The sequence below is a fragment of the Vibrio sp. VPAP30 genome (genome assembly GCF_001188205.1).
Classification (GTDB): Bacteria; Pseudomonadota; Gammaproteobacteria; order Enterobacterales; family Vibrionaceae; genus Vibrio; species Vibrio bivalvicida.
Window position 1 is genome coordinate 64,114 of record NZ_LBLS01000016.1, and the last position, 18,442, is coordinate 82,555.

Genomic DNA, 18,442 nt, shown 5'->3' on the forward strand with positions numbered 1-18,442 from the left:
CTTTTTATTCATAACCAACTACAATTTAGATTATTGCATTAATAACCAATACTCAATATTAGGTAATTTGGGCTCCAAGCACGATTTTTTCGCTTTGAGGGTAGAATCACACACAATTATTAAGTATTTTATTTGTCAGCTACTACCAAAATCGTTAGGTAGTTGCCATAACTCCGAGCTCTATAAGCTAAGTCCAGTGGGATAAGCCTGTTGAGCCAGTGACATGTTGTCACAAGGGCATACTTGGAAATGATTATGCCTCCCGTGTTTGGAAAGGTGTTCCGTGGCGCAACAATTCGAAGATAGATTCCATCGCAAGTTTTATTATTTGCGACTTTCCGTTACAGATGTCTGTAACTTCAAATGCACATATTGTTTGCCTGATGGCTATAAGCCTTCTGGGCAGAAAAACTCGTCTTTTTTAGCATTGCCAGAGATCAAACGCGTTGTTAGAGCGTTTGCTGATTGTGGCACCTCTAAAGTACGCATTACTGGCGGTGAGCCAAGTTTGCGTAAAGATTTTACCGAAATCATCCATACGGTGGCTTCAACCCAAGGTATTCGTAAAGTTGCGACGACAACCAACGGTTATCGAATGGAGAAGCAAGTCGCAGAATGGAAAGAGGCAGGGCTAACTCACATCAACGTCAGTGTTGATAGTCTCGACCCACGCATGTTCCATCAAATTACTGGTGAAAACAAATATACTCAGGTCATGGCGGGTATTGATCGCGCATTTGAAGTGGGCTATGAACAGGTCAAGGTCAATGTTGTATTGATGAAAGACCTAAATGCGCACGAATTACCAGCCTTTCTAAATTGGATCAAAGATCGCCCGATTCAATTACGATTCATCGAATTGATGCAAACCGGTGAAATGGATGAGCTGTTTCAACGTCACCACGTCTCTGGAGTGGCTATTCGCAATCAATTGATTGCCAATGGCTGGTTACTGAAAGTGCGTGATAACAATGATGGTCCTGCTCAGGTCTTTGTCCATCCTGATTACCAAGGTGAGATCGGCTTGATCATGCCTTATGAGAAAGACTTTTGTGAAAGCTGCAACCGACTGCGTGTTTCTGCAACGGGTAAGCTTCACTTATGTCTGTTTGGTGACCATGGCGTTGAGTTACGTGATTTGCTTCAACAAGATGCTCAAGAGCTAGCACTTATCGAACGAATTCAACAACAGCTGCAAACCAAGTCGGTCAGCCACTTCCTTCATGATGGAAACTCGGGTATGACTCCTCACTTGGCATCCATCGGCGGCTGATAGACATCCTTAATCAAACTTCATGCTTGTGCATTCGATAAGCATGAGCTGACTTTGACAAAACTAAAGGTGAACAAATGGGTCACGCAGAAAGCAAATTCCAACCAGCAAATATCGCAGTACTAACCGTTTCTGATACACGCACTGAAGAGAACGACACTTCAGGTGGCTACTTAGTTGATAATGCAGAAGAAGCAGGTCATAACATCGTCGACAAAAAAATAGTTATCGATGATATGTACAAGATTCGCGCTATTGTCTCTCAGTGGATTGCTGACGAAAATGTTCAAGCGGTAATGATTACTGGCGGAACAGGTTTTACTTCTCGTGATAGCACACCTGAGGCCCTTAAACCTTTATTCGATAAAGAAGTTGAAGGTTTTGGCGAGCTATTTCGTATGGTTTCTTATGAAGAGATCGGCACATCAACGATCCAATCTCGTGCTATTGCTGGTTTTGCTAACCATACTGTGATTTTCGCAATGCCGGGATCTACAGGCGCTTGTCGCACGGGCTGGACAAAGATCATTAAGCAGCAGCTAGACGCAAGTCACCGCCCATGTAACTTTATGCCTCACCTAGCAGTCTAAGAGTAGGAGCCGATAATGAGCGAATTCACTCATATCAATGCTTCCGGTGAAGCAAACATGGTAGACGTATCTGCCAAAGCAGAAACGGTACGCGAAGCGCGCGCTGAAGCCTTTGTTCATATGACTCCAGAAACTCTAAAATTGATTGTTTCTGGCTCACATCACAAAGGTGATGTGTTCGCAACGGCGCGTATTGCAGGTATTCAAGCAGCGAAGAAAACTTGGGACTTAATTCCGCTTTGTCACCCCTTGTTGCTATCCAAAGTTGAAGTGCAGCTAGAAGCGATTGAAGCTGAGAGCATGGTCCGTATTGAATCAGTTTGTAAGCTTGCGGGTAAGACAGGAGTTGAAATGGAAGCATTGACAGCGGCTTCTGTCGCTGCACTGACTATCTATGATATGTGTAAAGCTGTGCAGAAAGATATGGTGATCGGCCAAGTCCGGCTGCTAGAAAAAACGGGTGGCAAGTCAGGTCACTTTAAGGTGGAGTCATGATTAAAGTACTGTTTTTTGCACAAACTCGTGAATTGGTAGGCATTGATGAACTACAGCTCGAGGGTGAATTTGCGACTGTTGAAGAAGTGCGTACCTACCTAGTACAGCAAGACGGTAAGTGGGATCTCGCGCTAGAGCCAGGTAAACTACTTGCCGCCGTTAATCAGTCAATTGTACCGTTTGAGTATTCTATTCAATCTGGTGATGAAGTGGCATTTTTCCCTCCGGTAACGGGAGGGTAATTATGGATAGTCGAGTTTCTGTTCAGTTTGAGGACTTTTCCGTAGGTTATGAATATCAGGCTTTAGCGCAGGGTACTTCTGCGGGCGCAGTTGTCACTTTTACCGGTAAGGTGCGTGATATGAACTTGGGCGATAACGTGACGGGGTTGTCACTTGAGCACTACCCTGGAATGACAGATAAAGCGCTTGGCGAAATCTGTGATGAAGCGCAGCAGCGTTGGCCAGTTCTCAATATTCGCGTGATACACCGTGTCGGAGATTTAGATATCGGCGACCAGATTGTCTTTGTTGGCGTTTCAAGCGCTCACCGTGGCGCGGCCTTTGAAGCGTGCGAATTTGTCATGGACTACTTAAAAACCAAGGCACCGTTCTGGAAGAAAGAGCGAACAACAGAGTCAACTAGATGGGTTGACTCCAGAGACTCTGATGCCAAGGCTGCGGAGCGTTGGCAGCGTAATCCCTAATTGCAATTTAAAACTTGAAGCTCCTATCAACAGGAGCTTTTTTCATTGTCAGTCAATTGATGTATAGAGCCGCGTTGACGTCCTTTGGCATAAAACAATGCTTTATCGGCAATAGCGATAAACCTTTCAGCATTCATATCTTGTGGGACGATATGACAGTGACGTATACCAATGGTAATCGAGAACTGTTCACCGACTGAAGATGAAGGGTGAGGGATGGCAAGTTTATTCACCATTTCTTGGAGCTGCTTGGCACGTTCAATACTTTCAGATTCAATTACGTTAGGTATAAATACCAAAAACTCATCCCCACCATAGCGGAAACAGAGGTCGTCATTTTTCGCCCAATTATGAATTATGCTGCTGAGTGTTTTGAGTGCTTTATCGCCTTGTTGGTGACCAAGACTGTCGTTGTACTGTTTGAAGCAGTCAACGTCTATCATCAACACTGCTGAACCAATCAGTTTCAATTTCGCCAATTCAATCGCTTCAGGTAAAAGCGCATCTAATGCGTAACGGTTATACATTTGACTTAGGTGGTCAATATAGGTCAAGCGCTCGAGTTCAATCTGCTGATGGGCGAGTCTATCTAGTGCTCTTTTGTATTCGGTGATGTTTCTTACTGTCCATAGCACCAACGATGTATTAGGTAAGGGAATTACAAGAGCGCTAAAGTGCTGAACTTGCTGAGGCCCTTCAATACCATCAAAGCAGCGTAAATCTTTTGGGTCTAAACTGTATTCAAGCTCAGAAGCAGTTTGGCTTTCAATGACATCAACAATCACTTGGCTAAACCAAATAGCTTTGTCAGCTGGAAGTACTTGATATTGATTGAGACCAACAACCGCAGTGGGGTCATGATGACGTTTCTTGTCTCTACCTCCCCAAGCTTCGACATAAGTTCCTGATTTATCGATCAGAAATGTCGGCTCTGGCAGTGACTCAAGAACTTCATGCATCATATCTGGGTTACTAGCAATCTTGGCTGAAAAAGTAGAATTCATGTCATGCCCCCATATATTGATTGATGCAACTATTTACAGTTTAGACATTTAATCTTGGAACGCATGTCACGAAAGGGTGAAAGATGACTTATATCATAATTAAAAGAGCCGTCCTCATTGCTTTGGTGGTAGGGACCTTACTCAATATCATTAACCAGTACGATGCGATTTTTGCAGAGCACCCATTTAACTGGCTAAAGGCTTGTTTGACCTATTGTGTACCATTTTGTGTTTCACTATTTAGTACCTGGCTGGCTCACCGCGATACGCAAGCGCACTGAGACTAGCACGGAGTTTATGAAACGTGATAGCCAGCACCTATTGTAAAAATTGTTGTTTTCCATTTAGTAAAATCAAGAAATTAGGCAACAATTACAGTATATGCAGCGAAGCTTGCACGTTAAGGAGACATAAATGGAATCGTTGAAAGTAAAAGACTATATGACATTGCAAGCCGTAACCTTTGCGCCAGAGATGTCACTAAGCGCGGCTTTAGATAAAGTGATGAACTCTAGATACCTTGGTGGTCCGGTGATCAACGAAAGAAAGGAAGTGATAGGCTTTCTTTCAGGACAAGACTTGCTTGATACTCTTATTAAAGTGAGTTACTACTGCCAAGACAGTCATACCGTGGCTGATTGTATGCATCCAGAAGTACTATCAGTCACATCTGATACTTCGATTATCGAACTTGCCGATATGATGAAAGTCGGACGGCCAAAAGTTTACCCTGTGATTGATGGGGGCAAGCTTGTCGGTATTATTACCCGACGAGATGTATTACGTGCTATTGGCAAGAACATCGAAGATTGCTTTAAGCATCCGGTGTAACATACTAATTCGCTAGATAAATAAGAGGTGCGAAAATCGCGCCTCTTATTTTTTGTTGTTGAGCAATACTGAAAGGAGAGCAAAATGCCCGATCAAAGTGCCAAATTTGTTGAAGGATCAACCATGCGACATATTTTGGTGATGTCGGGAGCAGGGTCGGTTGGCCTTATGGCATTGTTTGTGGTCGATCTTGTCGATATGCTGTTTATCAGTATGCTGGGGCAGGTTGAGTTGGCTGCTGCGGTCGGTTTTGCTGGGACTTTAGTTTTTTTCTCAACGTCTATCTCTATTGGTACTTCTATTGCTATGGGAGCGTTAGTTTCAAAGGCGATTGGCGCAAATAAGCGGCAATATGCTCGCGAACTAAGTACCAGTATTTTGTGTACCGCAGTGACGATCAGTGTGATTGTCGCAGCGGTAATGTTCGCTTACATTCCTGAACTATTGCAGGCAATTGGCGCTCATGGCGTAGCGGCAGAGCGAGCTGAAGCCTATCTAAGGATCATTTTGCCTAGTGGGCCGGTTATTGCAGTGGCAATGGCTGCGGGGGCGGGTTTGCGTGCCGCGGGGGATGCTAAACGTTCAATGTGGGCTACATTAGCGGGTGGATTAGTGAACGCAATTCTAGATCCGATTTTTATCTTCGGTTTTGGTTGGAATGTTGAAGGCGCGGCACTAGCTTCGGTATTTGCTCGCTTTACTGTGCTATTTTTCTCAATCTACCCACTTATTCGTGTCCATAAACTGGCGGCGAAATTTAACTATAGGGTTTGGTTAAGTAATCTAAAAATTATTGTCGCGATTGCTATTCCGGCGATCATCACCAATATAGCCACGCCAATCGGTAATGCGATCGTTACTTCTGCAATTGCCCAATTTGGTGAAAACTATGTGGCGGGCTTTGCGGTTATCGGCCGACTCATACCAGTCTGTTTTGCGGTTATTTTTGCTCTGTCTGGGGCTGTTGGGCCTATTATTGGACAGAACTACGGCGCGGAGCGTATGGATCGTGTAAAAGAGACGCTTAATAACTCTTTAATCGTCACCACACTTTACACCATCTCAGTTTGTATCATTCTCTACTTTGCTCAAGACTTAATTATTCATATGTTTAGCCTTGACGGTGACGCAGAAATTATCGTTGCTACATTTTGTACCTATGTTGCAGTGAGCTTTATTTTTAATGGCGCGCAGTTTGTAGCCAATACGTCGTTCAATAACTTAGGTAAGCCTCTATATTCAACGGCACTTAATCTGGGTAAGGCGACGTTAGGAACTTTGCCATTTGTTCATTTAGGGGCGCTTTGGTTTGGCCCGCTGGGCGTCCTTTATGGTCAGGCGATAGGTACTGTGGTATTCGGCGTCATTGCAATTGTTGTATTGCGTAAACACATCTCTGATTTGATGCGATCAACCTGTGTCACTCACGAGGTGTCAGATCCTTCAATTACTAGTGTCAATAGCCAACCATTCTGTACTCATGACGCGGTTTTAATTAATGATGTGGCGTCAACGACAGAAATTTCGCAAGAAAGCGCAGAAAAAGTTTGACCTTGGAGTAGGCTCCAAGGTTTACACTAATAGTGTACAGTGAATGGAGATAAACATATGTGCACTAAACATCAAGCTTGCCGCTCAGAAAAACTCGCGGCTAATCCTTCCCAATCTGGTTCTTGTGCTAGCCCACAAATCTCAACCATCAAGATGGCAGGTGTAACGAGTACAGAATCGAGCTGCTGTAGCTCGGACAGTTGTAATAGCGGGGCTGACCCATCTGACGAAGAGGGCGAGCCCAGTTCTGCTTCGCGTTATACCCACAGCTGGAAAATTCAAGGGATGGATTGCCCATCCTGCGCGCGTAAAGTAGAAACCGCCGTTAATCGAGTCGATGGCGTTGTGGAAGCCAAAGTTCTGTTTGCTACCGAAAAGCTGATTATCACCTCAGATAATACCCGCGTTGCCCAGCTCGTTGAACAATCGATTTTAGATACCGGTTTTACCTTTGCCAGTCCAAATTCAAATACTCCTAAGCCTGTGTCATCGGGTTGGAAATCTGTTCTACAACAAAACGCTCAGATTATTGCCATTGCTTTGGCGATGGCTGTGGCGGCAGCGATCAAGCCAACACTTCCTTACATCAGTGAGTGGATGTTTATCCTTACCTGTTTAGCAGGCTTATACCCAATCGCGAAAAAGGCGATCAGTCTCGCTCGCTCTGGAACGCCTTTTGCGATAGAAACTCTCATGAGCGTTGCTGCGCTCGGAGCACTTTACTTAGGAGAGACCATCGAAGCCGCAATGGTGCTATTGCTGTTTTTGATCGGAGAACGACTTGAGGCTTTTGCGGCTTCTCGCGCTCGTAGTGGTGTTCAGGCACTAATGGAATTGGTCCCGGAGAATGCGACGAAAATTGTCGATGGTGAACGCGTCAATGTTTCCGCTAGAGAGTTGCAGCCTGGTGATGAAATAGAAGTCTCTCCTGGCTCTCGACTACCCGCTGACGGTAAACTTATTGGCGACGTAGCGAGCTTTGATGAAAGCGCCCTCACAGGTGAATCCATTCCTGTTGAACGCTACCAAGGTGAATCTGTGATTGCAGGTGCAGTTGCTGTCGATAAAGTCGTTAGATTAACCATCACTTCAAAGCAGGGCGAGAACGCGATAGATCGAATTCTCCATTTGATCGAAGAAGCCGAATCTCGTAAAGCGCCACTAGAACGGTTCCTTGATAAGTTTAGCCGTTGGTACACACCGCTAATGATGCTGGTTTCGTTAATGGTGATTGTCACGCCACCGCTATTGTTTGCTCAACCTTGGGAAACGTGGATCTACCGTGGACTGGCTTTGCTGCTTATCGCATGCCCTTGTGCTTTGGTTATTTCGACGCCTGCCGCGATTACTTCTGGGTTAGCCGCCGCCGCTCGTCGAGGAGCCCTGATCAAAGGGGGCGCGGCGTTAGAGCAGTTAGGTCGAGTCGAAACTATCGCGTTTGATAAAACGGGCACCTTAACTAAAGGAAAACCGGAAGTCACAGATGTCGTTGCCTTGGAAGGTTGGACTGAGCATTCTCTATTGGAAAAGATAGCGGCTATTGAAGTGGGCTCTAGCCACCCACTGGCGGTATCTTTGGTGAATAAAGCGAAAAAACTTAAGCTAGATATTGCAGAGGCTGATGACAAGCAAGCTTTAGTTGGAAGCGGCGTTCGTGGGGTCGTGTCTGGCAATGAATATCAAGTGAGTGCACCTAGTAAGGTTGGCTTTGCTTTACCTGATTCGCTGGTTGAGATGATTGAGCTGCTGGAAGGGCAGGGTAAGACCGTTGTTGTTGCTATCGAAGCAAAACGTAACATCATGGGGGTGATCGCGTGGCAAGATACCCTGCGTGACGACTCTGCAAAGGCGGTGAAAGCGCTTAATGAGTTAGGTATTCACTCGATTATGCTAACTGGAGATAATCCACGTAGTGCTTTGGCTATCAGTTCAATGATTGGTATCGACTACAAGGCGAGTCTACTTCCGCAAGATAAAGTGACATATGTCGAACAGCTTTCAGCTAGCGGTAATGTTGCTATGGTCGGTGATGGTATCAATGATGCTCCGGCGATGAAAGCGTCTAGCATAGGTATTGCGATGGGCGGTGGTACAGATGTCGCGTTGGAAACCGCTGATGCAGCGATAACGCACAACCGTTTAATTGAGTTAGCTGGCATGATTGAGTTATCTCGTGCCACACTCAATAACATTCGTCAGAACATCGCTCTAGCACTTGGCTTGAAAAGCGTTTTCTTAGTGACAAGCCTACTCGGTATTACGGGTTTATGGGTGGCTGTTTTAGCAGACAGCGGGGCGACTGCTATTGTGACTCTTAATGCATTAAGGTTGCTAAAATTTAAGTCTAAGCAAGATTAAATAACTCAAGCGGTATATAGCCCCTGCATTGTTGATGTAGGGGCTATTTTTTATGCAACTGATAATTTGATATTGCTTATAAGTGTGATGTAAACCGTTTTTATGTGCAATGGCCTTGTTTGTTGCGAATGGTGTTGTGAAGATGATCACTATAATGCTCGCAGGAGTTCGCTAGAGTATGTCTTGTACCCAATAAGTTTTATAGAGCGCATCGGTTAATTAATGTATAACCCAACTGCGCCACAATAAGGAGCCCCCTATGTCTCAAGCTGTATTCCACCTTGGCGTTACTGAATCTGATCTGGCTGGTGCAACACTAGCGATCATTCCTGGTGACCCAGCACGTGTACAAAAGATTGCCGAAGAAATGGAAAACCCAGTTTTCCTAGCAAGTCATCGTGAATACACGCTTTACCGTGCTGAACTAGACGGCCAACCAGTTGTTGTTTGTTCTACAGGTATTGGCGGCCCTTCAACATCAATTGCAGTAGAAGAGTTAGCTCAGCTTGGCGTTCGTACTTTCCTACGTGTTGGTACAACAGGTGCGATTCAGCCACACGTAAATGTGGGTGATATGATTGTATCTACAGGTTCTGTTCGTTTAGATGGTGCAAGCTTACACTTTGCTCCTATGGAGTTCCCAGCAGTAGCAGATTTTGAAGTTGCTACGGCGATGAAAGCCGCGGTAGAAGAGTCTGGTGCAGCTGTTCATATGGGTGTAACGGCCTCAAGTGATACTTTCTACCCAGGTCAAGAACGTTACGATACTTTCTCTGGTCGTGTGGTTAAGCGCTTCCAAGGCTCAATGCAAGAGTGGCAAGACATGGGCGTTCTTAATTTTGAAATGGAATCTGCAACGCTTCTGACTATGTGTGCTAGCTCAGGCCTTAAAGCAGGCTGTGTTGCTGGTGTTATCATCAACCGTACACAGAAAGAGATTCCGGACCACTCTACGCTAAAAGAAACAGAAGCGCGCTCTATCAAAGTGGTAGTAGAAGCTGCTCGTAAAATGCTTTAAAGCTATTTAGTGAACTGTCCTTTTAAAGCTCCGTATTTTCGGAGCTTTATTATTTTTATTGGGGGATATCTTTTTTATCTGGAGAATTTATTCGGTTACTGTCAAAAACAATGGCTTGGTACTCTCCACTTTCAATTAGCACTTTTAAACCTTTAGAAAAAACTTCACTGAGTGTGCTACTACGTTGCATGTCTTTCTGAGTGAACATGATGTACATACTATCTTCAACTAGGGGTTTATCACCAATACGAATTACTCTCGCTTCTTCCTTTGATAAGTACTTGTCAATAAGGTATTTTCCACGAATCAGCCCAGTAGGATAGGCATCGATGCGGTGTTTAGCTAGTTTCTCAAAATTGCTTTCCTCTGTGTTTTCAATGGTTGGTTTGAGGCCTGCGTTTAACAGTAGATTTGTGGCTTGATAATCTTGCGTTGCGCCAATGTGAAAGTTCTTCAAGTCATTCAGTTTTTTCCAACTGAAACTCGCATCCCCATGAGAAAAGAAAACGACTTTTTGAGTAAACATGGCGTCTGAGAAATAAAAACTCTGTTTTCTCTCACTGTTAAACATCCATGGGAAGGTTCCGTCATAGGTGCCTTGTTTTGCCAATCTAAGCGAGCGAGACCAAGGGTAGTAACTAAGTATGACTTCATAACCTTGGCTTTCGTATGCACGAATTACTATTCGTTCAGAGATTTTTTCTCTGGGATTATTGGACGAGCTTGTATACGGAGCCCATTCTCCTATCGCAAATCTAACCGTCTTGGTGTCCGCGTTGGCTGAGAGCCCGACAAGTACGCAGCACAGCGCTACGGCTATTTTTTTCATCTCTATTCCTAAAAACAAGAATATGTTCAATTACAAGTTTAGATGGCAGATGAGTGATGTGCGCGATTAATGAGATTTCTATTACTTGTTAGAGTGATAAGATAAGGCTAGGGTGTCGTGGAGCATTGCACCCAAGCCTTAGAAGTTAGCTGTAGGCAACTTTTGGTAAAGGCTGATACAGATTTTCGGTCATATCTGATAGCATTTGGTCATATACTTGAGAAACAATCAGCGAGATATCAGTCGTGAGCTGGTAGAGCTCTTCGCTTTCCATTTGAATCTTATCACTAGCATTGATTTCAGTGAGAGCATGCATAGCTTTCGAACTTATTGGAGAAGCGACTGACAGAGGGCTGATTAGTGACAGTTGGTTCAACTTACGTCTGGCTTTGTCACAATAGTATTTCACTCTCAGCATACCGTTTGGATGATTTAGATCCTGAATCGAAATTCTTAGTTGGGTGAGTACCTCCATACTGTCTAATACTTGCTGCCAGTTCATATGGTACTCATCACTGATGTCTTCTCGTCCCGACTCAATTAACCAAGCAATCGCTATTTCATCCATAAGAAACATACAGTGTCTGATGGTTTTTCCGTGAATGACCTGATTGCGAGCAACGGTTCTCTGATCCCATTCTTTATGAAGTGTTTTCAGTTTTAACTGAAGAATACGGTACATGGGTTTGTTCTCGAATTGAGCATTGGCGATCAGCTGGTTTGATCGCTCCATCATGGCATCGTAATTTTCTTCTAACTGACTTTGGTGGATGTCAAAGTGGTGACTGGTCAACGCCTGATGGGTGATTGCTCTATGTTGACGACTTAGTAACAGTAACTGGCGTAGCAGAATTAAAAGCTCGAATTTACGTTCTAAGCCTGAATGACGTTTTTTCGAAAAGTAGAATAAGGTTACAAGCACGACAAATGAAATAATCAGTGAAAACAGCACGAACATAACCAACTCCTTGTTGTGGTTTACCTATAAAGTGGTAGAGCAGGTTTGGTGCCAAAGTTATTTTACTTATAATTCATATAGTTATAATTTTTATTGGAAGATGTTTGAACTCAATTGGTGCAAGAAAGCACTGAAAGTGTGAATAAGGACACAAAAAAGCCCTGCTGATTAGAGCAGGGCTTTCGATTAAAGTGGTGTTATTTACATTACACGCATACCAGGTTGTGCGCCTTCGTGAGGCTCAAGAATCCATAGGTCACTGCCACCAGGGCCAGCAGCTAGGATCATGCCTTCAGACATACCAAACTTCATCTTACGAGGCTTTAGGTTAGCTACCATTACCGTTAGCTTGCCTTCGAGCTCTTCAGGTTTGTACGCTGACTTAATGCCAGAGAATACCTGACGAGTTTCACCGCCGATGTCTAGTTGGAACTTAAGCAGCTTGTTTGCTTTTGGCACTTCTTCACAAGAAATAATACGTGCGATGCGCATATCGACTGCAGAGAAAGCGTCAAATTCAATCTCTTCTGCGATTGGTTCTTTGTCTAGCTCAGTTTGGCTTGCTTTGTTCTTTTCAGCTTCTGCTTTCTCTTTTGCTGCAACTTCTGCTGCGGCATCTTCTTTAGAAGCTTCAATCATCGCTTCAACCTTCTTAGGATCGATGCGGTTGAACAGTGCTTTGAACTTAGTGATCTCGTGATCAGTTAGTGGCGCTGCAACACCTTCCCAAGTTAGCTCTTCGTTTAAGAATGCTTCAGTACGCGCAGCAAGCTCTGGCATTACTGGTTTCAGGTAAGTCATCAGAACGCGGAATAGGTTGATACCAACAGAGCAGATAGCTTGTAGCTCTTGGTCTTTACCTTCTTCTTTCGCAACAACCCACGGTGCTTTCTCATCAACGTATTGGTTCGCTTTGTCTGCTAGTGCTGTGATTTCACGAATTGCACGACCAAATTCACGAGTCTCAAAAAGCTCTGCAATACGATCGGCGGCAGCAGCGAACTCGTTATATAGCTCTGGTTCAGCGAAGTTAGCCGATAGCTTGCCTTCAAAACGCTTAGTGATGAAGCCAGCGTTACGAGATGCTAGGTTAACAATCTTGTTTACCACGTCAGCATTTACTCGCTGAGTGAAGTCTTCAAGGTTAAGGTCTAGATCATCGATACGGCTGTTTAGTTTCGCTGCGTAGTAGTAACGCAGACACTCTGGATCTAGGTGATCTAGGTAAGTCGCTGCCTTGATGAATGTGCCTTTCGACTTAGACATCTTCGCGCCGTTTACCGTTACGTAGCCGTGTACGAATACGTTGTTTGGCTTACGGAAACCAGAGCCTTCAAGCATCGCAGGCCAGAATAGCGAGTGGAAGTAGACAATGTCTTTACCGATGAAGTGGTAAAGTTCTGTTGTGCTGTCTTTCTTCCAATACTCATCGAAGTCTAGGTCTTCAGTTTTGTTACATAGGTTTTTGAATGAAGCCATGTAGCCAACTGGTGCATCTAGCCATACGTAGAAGAACTTGTCTTTTTCACCTGGGATCTCGAAGCCGAAGTAAGGTGCATCACGAGAGATATCCCACTGTTGAAGACCTGACTCAAACCACTCTTGCATCTTGTTTGCAGTTTCAGACTGAAGTGAGCCAGAGCGAGTCCACTCTTGTAGCATGCTTTCAAACTGAGGCAGGTCGAAGAAGAAGTGCTCAGAGTCTTTCATTACTGGTGTCGCGCCAGAAACTGCTGATTTAGGATCGATCAGTTCAGTTGGGCTGTACGTTTCACCACAGTTGTCACAGTTGTCTCCGTACTGGTCTTCTGATTTACACTTAGGACAGGTACCTTTTACGAAACGATCCGGTAGGAACATCTCTTTTTTAGGGTCAAACAGCTGAGAAATCGTACGGCTAGAAATGAAGCCATTTTTCTTAAGCTCAAGGTAGATGTGTGAAGCCAGCTCACGGTTCTCTTCAGAGTGTGTGCTGTGGTAGTTATCAAAGCTAATATCGAAGCCAGCGAAGTCTTTTTGGTGCTCTTCACTTACTGCAGCGATCATCTCTTCTGGTGTAATACCCATCTGTTGTGCTTTTAGCATGATTGGCGTGCCGTGAGCATCGTCAGCACAGATGAAGTTTACAGTGTTGCCACGTAGGCGTTGGTATCGAACCCAGATGTCTGCTTGAATGTGCTCAAGCATGTGGCCTAGGTGAATCGAACCGTTAGCGTACGGAAGGGCACAAGTTACCAGTAATTTGCGTGGATCGTTTGCCATACTTAATATTCGCTTCTTAAGGAGTATAGAAAAATAGACGCTAATACTACCTTATCCCACCAGTGACTCCAAGGCTTCAACGACTGTATCCCCCTAGTTTTTTCAGGGTTCAGTCTAGGCTGGTGGAGTGTTACGATTAGAGACATAAGGAGGACCTATGCGTCAGTTCACTTCAAAGCAAGATTTCTGTGATTGGTTGAATCAATTTGAGCATCCAAGCCTCGCCCCTGGTTGGGCGTCTACGGCGAACGTCGTTTCAGTTGAAGCCAATCGGTTTACAATTGAAATTCCTTTTGCAGCCAATATATTAACTCAGGATTTGTCTGATTGGATGAGAGCTGCACAAGACAAACGTGAGGTTGGTTCATTCTCGTATAACATCGTTGTAGCGCCGAAGTCTCTGGAAACCCATGTTCCCGCATCGGTGAAAGGGGTTAAGAACGTCATTGCGGTAACTTCAGCAAAAGGCGGAGTCGGTAAGTCGACCACGTCCGTAAACCTTGCCTTGGCTTTGGCAAAGTCTGGAGCCAAAGTCGGGCTTTTGGATGCCGACATTTATGGTCCTTCAGTGCCGCTAATGCTTGGCAAAACCAACGCCCAACCAGAAGTTCGCGACAATAAGTGGATGCAACCCATAGCAGCTCATGGGATATTCACCCACTCAATTGGTTACCTAGTGTCGAAAGATGAAGCGGCAATTTGGCGTGGGCCTATGGCAGCTAAGGCGCTAGCTCAACTTTTGAATGAAACTGAGTGGCCTGAGCTGGATTATCTGGTTATCGATATGCCGCCGGGCACAGGGGATATCCAGTTGACGTTAGCTCAGCAAGTTCCGGTAACCGGAGCGGTGATAGTGACAACTCCCCAAGACCTTGCTTTAGCTGATGCTCGTAAAGGAGCGGCAATGTTTAACAAGGTTGATGTTCCTGTGATTGGCCTCGTAGAAAACATGAGCTATCACATCTGTAGTCATTGTGGTGAAAAAGAGCATATCTTTGGTGCGGGTGGCGCAGAGAAAATGGCCAGTGAATATGGTCTAGATCTTCTGGCTCAAGTTCCGTTACATATTCAGATGCGTGAAGATATCGATAAAGGTATGCCAACGGTTGCTGCGAGACCAGAATCAGACCATGCACAGCAGTATCTTGCCCTAGCTGAGGCGGTGAGCTCGAGATTGTATTGGCGGGGGAAAACCAAACCCGATTCCATTATGTTTACCATGGTGGATTAACCATCTAAATGCATTGCAATTAGAGCGCCTAATGAGCGCTCTTTTTAATTTTTATTCTGTGTAATCGATTGCGCTGAAATCTTTTATTCCATTTAAGTAATTCAAGGCAATCGCGACTGGCAACCGATGACTGAACTCCCTATAATCAGGCGGTTTATCTAAATTTATACTAATGCTCAGGGCTCACTTCGGAGGGCACTGCTAGTATTAGCATATGACACCAATCTAAATCATCGGGTGCAAGAATAATGTCTGATAATAATCAATGCGTCATCGTAGGTATTGCTGGCGCGTCTGCTTCTGGAAAAAGTTTAATCGCGAGCACTATTTACAATGAACTACGTGAAAAAGTGGGCGATCATCAAATTGGTGTGATTACGGAAGATTGCTACTACAACGATCAAGGCCATCTTAGTATGGATGAGCGTGTAAAAACCAACTATGACCACCCAAGCGCGCTAGACCATGATCTATTGTGCGAACATCTAGAGCAGTTAGTTAAGGGACAAGCGGTAGAAGTACCTGAGTACAGCTACACAGAACACACCCGTACTGACAATACGACTTCAATGACGCCTAAGAAAGTTATTATTCTTGAAGGTATTTTGCTGCTTACAGACCCACGTCTGCGTGATTTAATGCATGCGACCGTATTTATGGACACGCCACTTGATATCTGTCTGCTTCGTCGTGTTAAGCGTGACGTTGAAGAACGCGGCCGTACTATGGATTCTGTATTAAAACAGTACCAAGAAACGGTTCGTCCGATGTTCATGCAGTTTATCGAGCCTTCGAAGCAATACGCAGACATTATTGTCCCACGTGGTGGTAAAAACCGTATCGCCATCGACGTATTAAAAGCTCATATTGCAAAACTTTTGAAAGCTTAACGTTGAATAGACACTTAAGACTTTATTTTTTATGAGATAAGTGGCACTTTTAGTGCCACTTTCTTTTTATGGTCGCCATAAATATTTACCCGATCATTTATACTTGGAGCTGACCTTTGTCATAAGAGGCGTGCTCACCAAGTAAGGATAATGCTGATGAAGAAACTGTTCCTAATCATAGCAATCCCAGTGGTTGTTATTCTCGGTGCTTTAATTGCACTGGTAACTTTAGTTAACCCAAACCAATTTAAACCACTTATCGTTGAACAGGCGAAAACCCATACTGGTCTCGATCTTGTCATCGATGGTGATATTAGTTGGCAATTTTTCCCATCGATTGGTTTCGAACTAGGTCAAACTGAGCTACGTAACCCGAAAGGCTTTGAACAGCTTAACATGTTCAAGGTGGATACTGTTGGTGTCGATGTATCTGTTATGCCTCTGTTTAGCCAACAGCTTGAAATTGGCAACATCACCCTTGATGGCGCCGCTTTTTCGCTAGAGACGCTCGCTGACGGTACGAAGAATATTGATGCTTTAACTCAAGCACAAAATGCTCAAGTAGAGTCAACAAGCGCGCCAGCAGCTACAGAAATTAGCTCGCAACCTGCAGTTGAAGAAGCATCTCAAGCAAGTGACAGCGCATCGGCTTGGACGATTAATTTAGCAGGCGTGACTATCTCTAATGCGTCGGTTGAAATTCAAGATAAACAAGCAGGTTCATTTACTAAGCTGTATGACGTTTCTTTGAATCTGTCTCAGTTTGCTGTCGATACTTGGACTAAAGCGGACTTTGCTGCTAAAGGCGAAGCGAATCAGCAGAAATTCACTGCCAAGGGTGATGCTGAGTTTAAGCTTGCAAAAGGCTTTAAAGAGTACGCACTACGTAACATCAACCTTGATGCAACCTTTAGCGACCCTGCGACAAAAATTGAGAGCGCCAAAATTGGCCTAGAAACGTTTGAGTTTGATAAAACCAATGCGTTGACTTATGCCGTGGTGGGTAATGCGGCTGGTCTAGATATCGATATGAAAGGTTCGGCTTCATTGCAAGTAGATCAGGCAATCAGCAAAGTGCTAATGAAGCAAATGGTGCTAGACGCCACGTTCAAAGGAGACTCACTGCCTCAGTCGCCTATGAAGGTAGATATGGCATCCGATTTGTCGTTTGATCTGACCAAGAACCATTTAAGTTTTATACTCGAAAAACTAACAGCAAATGCTCTGGCGTTTGACGGTAAAGCAGACGTGACCTTAGGTGATATCCCGAAAGTGCGCTTTGCTTTGCATAGTCCGAATATTGACTTGGACGAGTTTTTAGGACTTGGCAAGGCCGAATCGGTACAAGCACCATCAGAAACTACACCAGCGCCTGACGTTCCAGAGCAAAAGCCTGTTCAAACTTCACCACAGAAACCGGCTCAAGAAGTCGAACCCGATCTCTCGGCGCTGAAAACTTTGGATGTCAAAGGCAACATTACAATCGATAAGTTCAAAGCCAACAATGCCAAAATGCAGAACGTAAAGGCGAGCTTTTCGGTTAACCGAGGTGTGGCTGAGCTAACGTCATTTACCTCAAACCTATATCAAGGTTCTATTAGTGCTACGGCTCGTTTAGATGCGCGCAAGTCGCCAGCAAGCTACACAGCGAAGAAACGTATCAAAGGGGTACAAGTACAGCCGTTGCTTATTGATGTAGCAAACAACGATATGCTTGAAGGTACGGGCAATATTGATGTCGACGTTAAGGGTAGCAGTTTAACGCCAACTGGTATCAAGAAGAATCTAGTCGGTACGGTCGTTATCAACTTTGAAGATGGTGCTGTTAACGGTATTAACGTCGCTCAGTTAATTCGTGAGAACTATTCCAAGATTAAGGGCCAAAAAGTAGAGTCGCAAGGCGAAGTTCAGAAAACGGACTTTAGCGCGATGAAAGCAACCTTAAAGTTAAACAAAGGCAATGTGTCTACCAATGATCTTACTATGCAGTCGCCACTGCTTCGCATCCGTGGCAACGGCAGCGCCAACTACATCAATGAAACGGTCGACTTCACAGTGAGTACTTCTGTTGTTGGTTCGCTGAAAGGTCAGGGTGGCAAAGATATTGATGAACTGAAAGATGTCACCATCCCAATCAATATTTCAGGCACTTGGGCTGAACCTAAGTTCAAACTCATCTTTGATGATGTACTTAAGCAAAAAGCCGAGAAAGAGATCGACCGTGGATTGAAGAAGCTCGATGAGAAACTTGGTGAAAAAATCAAAGATGAAAAGACAAAAGAAGCCGTTAATAGTTTAATCAAAGGGCTGTTTAACTAGCGTCTTTTCAGTCGTCTATCCAATAAAGCTTCAAACGCGCCAACTATGGCGCGTTTTTTCCACCTCTATTTTTTCTCTGTCAGTCCTACTTGGACAAACTTACGACATATTCATACAGTCAATGCTT

17 protein-coding genes and 1 riboswitch are annotated in these 18,442 nt (G+C 44.4%); of the genes, 13 read left to right on the plus strand and 4 right to left on the minus strand.

Annotation, left to right across the window (positions count from 1 at the left end; all coding sequences use genetic code 11):
* Positions 1-159 precede the first annotated feature (159 nt).
* Positions 160-295: riboswitch (molybdenum cofactor riboswitch) on the plus strand.
* From moaA to moaE, 5 genes are all read left to right on the plus strand, one after another.
* Positions 284-1,273 (plus strand): GTP 3',8-cyclase MoaA, encoded by a 990-nt coding sequence (gene moaA, locus ZX61_RS04475; RefSeq protein ID WP_049843512.1) that lies wholly within the window; start codon positions 284-286, stop codon positions 1,271-1,273. It overlaps the preceding riboswitch by 12 nt.
* A 77-nt stretch (positions 1,274-1,350) precedes the next feature.
* Positions 1,351-1,863 carry a molybdenum cofactor biosynthesis protein B gene (gene moaB, locus ZX61_RS04480; RefSeq protein WP_049843513.1) on the plus strand — a complete coding sequence of 171 codons (513 nt, stop codon included), beginning with the start codon at positions 1,351-1,353 and terminating at the stop codon, positions 1,861-1,863.
* Between the two features lie 15 nt (positions 1,864-1,878).
* On the plus strand, positions 1,879-2,358 hold the full coding sequence (moaC, locus tag ZX61_RS04485) for a cyclic pyranopterin monophosphate synthase MoaC (protein ID WP_049843514.1): 480 nt from the start codon (positions 1,879-1,881) through the stop codon (positions 2,356-2,358).
* Complete coding sequence (gene moaD / locus ZX61_RS04490) at positions 2,355-2,600, plus strand: molybdopterin synthase sulfur carrier subunit (RefSeq protein ID WP_049843515.1); 246 nt, start codon at positions 2,355-2,357, stop codon at positions 2,598-2,600. The genes moaC and moaD overlap by 4 nt, the downstream gene beginning before the upstream one ends.
* Positions 2,601-2,602: 2 nt before the next feature.
* On the plus strand, positions 2,603-3,064 hold the full coding sequence (gene moaE, locus ZX61_RS04495) for a molybdopterin synthase catalytic subunit MoaE (RefSeq protein ID WP_049843516.1): 462 nt from the start codon (positions 2,603-2,605) through the stop codon (positions 3,062-3,064).
* 26 nt (positions 3,065-3,090) lie between these two features.
* Here moaE and ZX61_RS04500 read toward each other — a convergent pair whose 3' ends face one another.
* Entirely contained in the window at positions 3,091-4,068 is a 978-nt protein-coding gene (locus ZX61_RS04500; protein ID WP_049843517.1) for a sensor domain-containing diguanylate cyclase, read from the minus strand.
* An 83-nt stretch (positions 4,069-4,151) separates the two neighbouring features.
* Here ZX61_RS04500 and nrtS point away from each other — a divergent pair, with 83 nt between their 5' ends.
* The 5 genes from nrtS (at position 4,152) to udp (ending at position 9,826) form a co-directional block, all read left to right on the plus strand.
* Positions 4,152-4,349, plus strand: a complete 198-nt coding sequence (gene nrtS / locus ZX61_RS04505; protein ID WP_049843518.1) for a nitrate/nitrite transporter NrtS — start codon at positions 4,152-4,154, stop codon at positions 4,347-4,349.
* A 133-nt stretch (positions 4,350-4,482) separates the two neighbouring features.
* Positions 4,483-4,899, plus strand: coding sequence for a CBS domain-containing protein (locus ZX61_RS04510; protein ID WP_049843519.1), 417 nt, complete (start codon positions 4,483-4,485; stop codon positions 4,897-4,899).
* An 84-nt stretch (positions 4,900-4,983) separates the two neighbouring features.
* Positions 4,984-6,450, plus strand: a complete 1,467-nt coding sequence (locus tag ZX61_RS04515; protein ID WP_049843520.1) for an MATE family efflux transporter — start codon at positions 4,984-4,986, stop codon at positions 6,448-6,450.
* Between the two features lie 57 nt (positions 6,451-6,507).
* On the plus strand, positions 6,508-8,808 hold the full coding sequence (locus tag ZX61_RS04520) for a zinc/cadmium/mercury/lead-transporting ATPase (protein WP_049843521.1): 2,301 nt from the start codon (positions 6,508-6,510) through the stop codon (positions 8,806-8,808).
* A gap of 259 nt (positions 8,809-9,067) precedes the next feature.
* Positions 9,068-9,826, plus strand: coding sequence for a uridine phosphorylase (gene udp / locus ZX61_RS04525; protein WP_049843522.1), 759 nt, complete (start codon positions 9,068-9,070; stop codon positions 9,824-9,826).
* A gap of 55 nt (positions 9,827-9,881) precedes the next feature.
* Here udp and ZX61_RS04530 read toward each other — a convergent pair whose 3' ends face one another.
* The 3 genes from ZX61_RS04530 to metG form a co-directional block, all read right to left on the minus strand.
* Complete coding sequence (locus tag ZX61_RS04530; RefSeq protein ID WP_049843523.1) at positions 9,882-10,655, minus strand: substrate-binding periplasmic protein; 774 nt, start codon at positions 10,653-10,655, stop codon at positions 9,882-9,884.
* Between the two features lie 145 nt (positions 10,656-10,800).
* Positions 10,801-11,613 (minus strand): hypothetical protein, encoded by an 813-nt coding sequence (locus tag ZX61_RS04535; RefSeq protein WP_049843524.1) that lies wholly within the window; start codon positions 11,611-11,613, stop codon positions 10,801-10,803.
* 201 nt (positions 11,614-11,814) lie between these two features.
* Positions 11,815-13,875 (minus strand): methionine--tRNA ligase, encoded by a 2,061-nt coding sequence (gene metG / locus ZX61_RS04540; protein WP_049843525.1) that lies wholly within the window; start codon positions 13,873-13,875, stop codon positions 11,815-11,817.
* Between the two features lie 157 nt (positions 13,876-14,032).
* Here metG and apbC point away from each other — a divergent pair, with 157 nt between their 5' ends.
* The 3 genes from apbC (at position 14,033) to ZX61_RS04555 (ending at position 18,315) form a co-directional block, all read left to right on the plus strand.
* Positions 14,033-15,106 carry an iron-sulfur cluster carrier protein ApbC gene (gene apbC, locus ZX61_RS04545; RefSeq protein WP_049843526.1) on the plus strand — a complete coding sequence of 358 codons (1,074 nt, stop codon included), beginning with the start codon at positions 14,033-14,035 and terminating at the stop codon, positions 15,104-15,106.
* Between the two features lie 248 nt (positions 15,107-15,354).
* Complete coding sequence (gene udk, locus ZX61_RS04550) at positions 15,355-15,996, plus strand: uridine kinase (protein ID WP_049843527.1); 642 nt, start codon at positions 15,355-15,357, stop codon at positions 15,994-15,996.
* 156 nt (positions 15,997-16,152) lie between these two features.
* Positions 16,153-18,315, plus strand: a complete 2,163-nt coding sequence (locus ZX61_RS04555) for an AsmA family protein (RefSeq protein WP_049843528.1) — start codon at positions 16,153-16,155, stop codon at positions 18,313-18,315.
* Positions 18,316-18,442: the final 127 nt, after the last annotated feature.

Excerpts from the sequence above, each read along its gene's own strand:
- udp (WP_049843522.1), top strand. The coding sequence starts at position 9,068 with ATGTCTCAAGCTGTATTCCACCTTGGCGTTACTGAATCTGATCTGGCT.
- moaC (WP_049843514.1), top strand. The coding sequence starts at position 1,879 with ATGAGCGAATTCACTCATATCAATGCTTCCGGTGAAGCAAACATGGTA.
- ZX61_RS04535 (WP_049843524.1), bottom strand. The coding sequence starts at position 11,613 with ATGTTCGTGCTGTTTTCACTGATTATTTCATTTGTCGTGCTTGTAACC.
- metG (WP_049843525.1), bottom strand. The coding sequence starts at position 13,875 with ATGGCAAACGATCCACGCAAATTACTGGTAACTTGTGCCCTTCCGTAC.
- moaD (WP_049843515.1), top strand. The coding sequence starts at position 2,355 with ATGATTAAAGTACTGTTTTTTGCACAAACTCGTGAATTGGTAGGCATT.
- ZX61_RS04530 (WP_049843523.1), bottom strand. The coding sequence starts at position 10,655 with ATGAAAAAAATAGCCGTAGCGCTGTGCTGCGTACTTGTCGGGCTCTCA.
- udk (WP_049843527.1), top strand. The coding sequence starts at position 15,355 with ATGTCTGATAATAATCAATGCGTCATCGTAGGTATTGCTGGCGCGTCT.
- ZX61_RS04515 (WP_049843520.1), top strand. The coding sequence starts at position 4,984 with ATGCCCGATCAAAGTGCCAAATTTGTTGAAGGATCAACCATGCGACAT.
- ZX61_RS04555 (WP_049843528.1), top strand. The coding sequence starts at position 16,153 with ATGAAGAAACTGTTCCTAATCATAGCAATCCCAGTGGTTGTTATTCTC.
- ZX61_RS04500 (WP_049843517.1), bottom strand. The coding sequence starts at position 4,068 with ATGAATTCTACTTTTTCAGCCAAGATTGCTAGTAACCCAGATATGATG.
- nrtS (WP_049843518.1), top strand. The coding sequence starts at position 4,152 with ATGACTTATATCATAATTAAAAGAGCCGTCCTCATTGCTTTGGTGGTA.
- apbC (WP_049843526.1), top strand. The coding sequence starts at position 14,033 with ATGCGTCAGTTCACTTCAAAGCAAGATTTCTGTGATTGGTTGAATCAA.
- ZX61_RS04510 (WP_049843519.1), top strand. The coding sequence starts at position 4,483 with ATGGAATCGTTGAAAGTAAAAGACTATATGACATTGCAAGCCGTAACC.
- moaB (WP_049843513.1), top strand. The coding sequence starts at position 1,351 with ATGGGTCACGCAGAAAGCAAATTCCAACCAGCAAATATCGCAGTACTA.
- moaE (WP_049843516.1), top strand. The coding sequence starts at position 2,603 with ATGGATAGTCGAGTTTCTGTTCAGTTTGAGGACTTTTCCGTAGGTTAT.
- ZX61_RS04520 (WP_049843521.1), top strand. The coding sequence starts at position 6,508 with ATGTGCACTAAACATCAAGCTTGCCGCTCAGAAAAACTCGCGGCTAAT.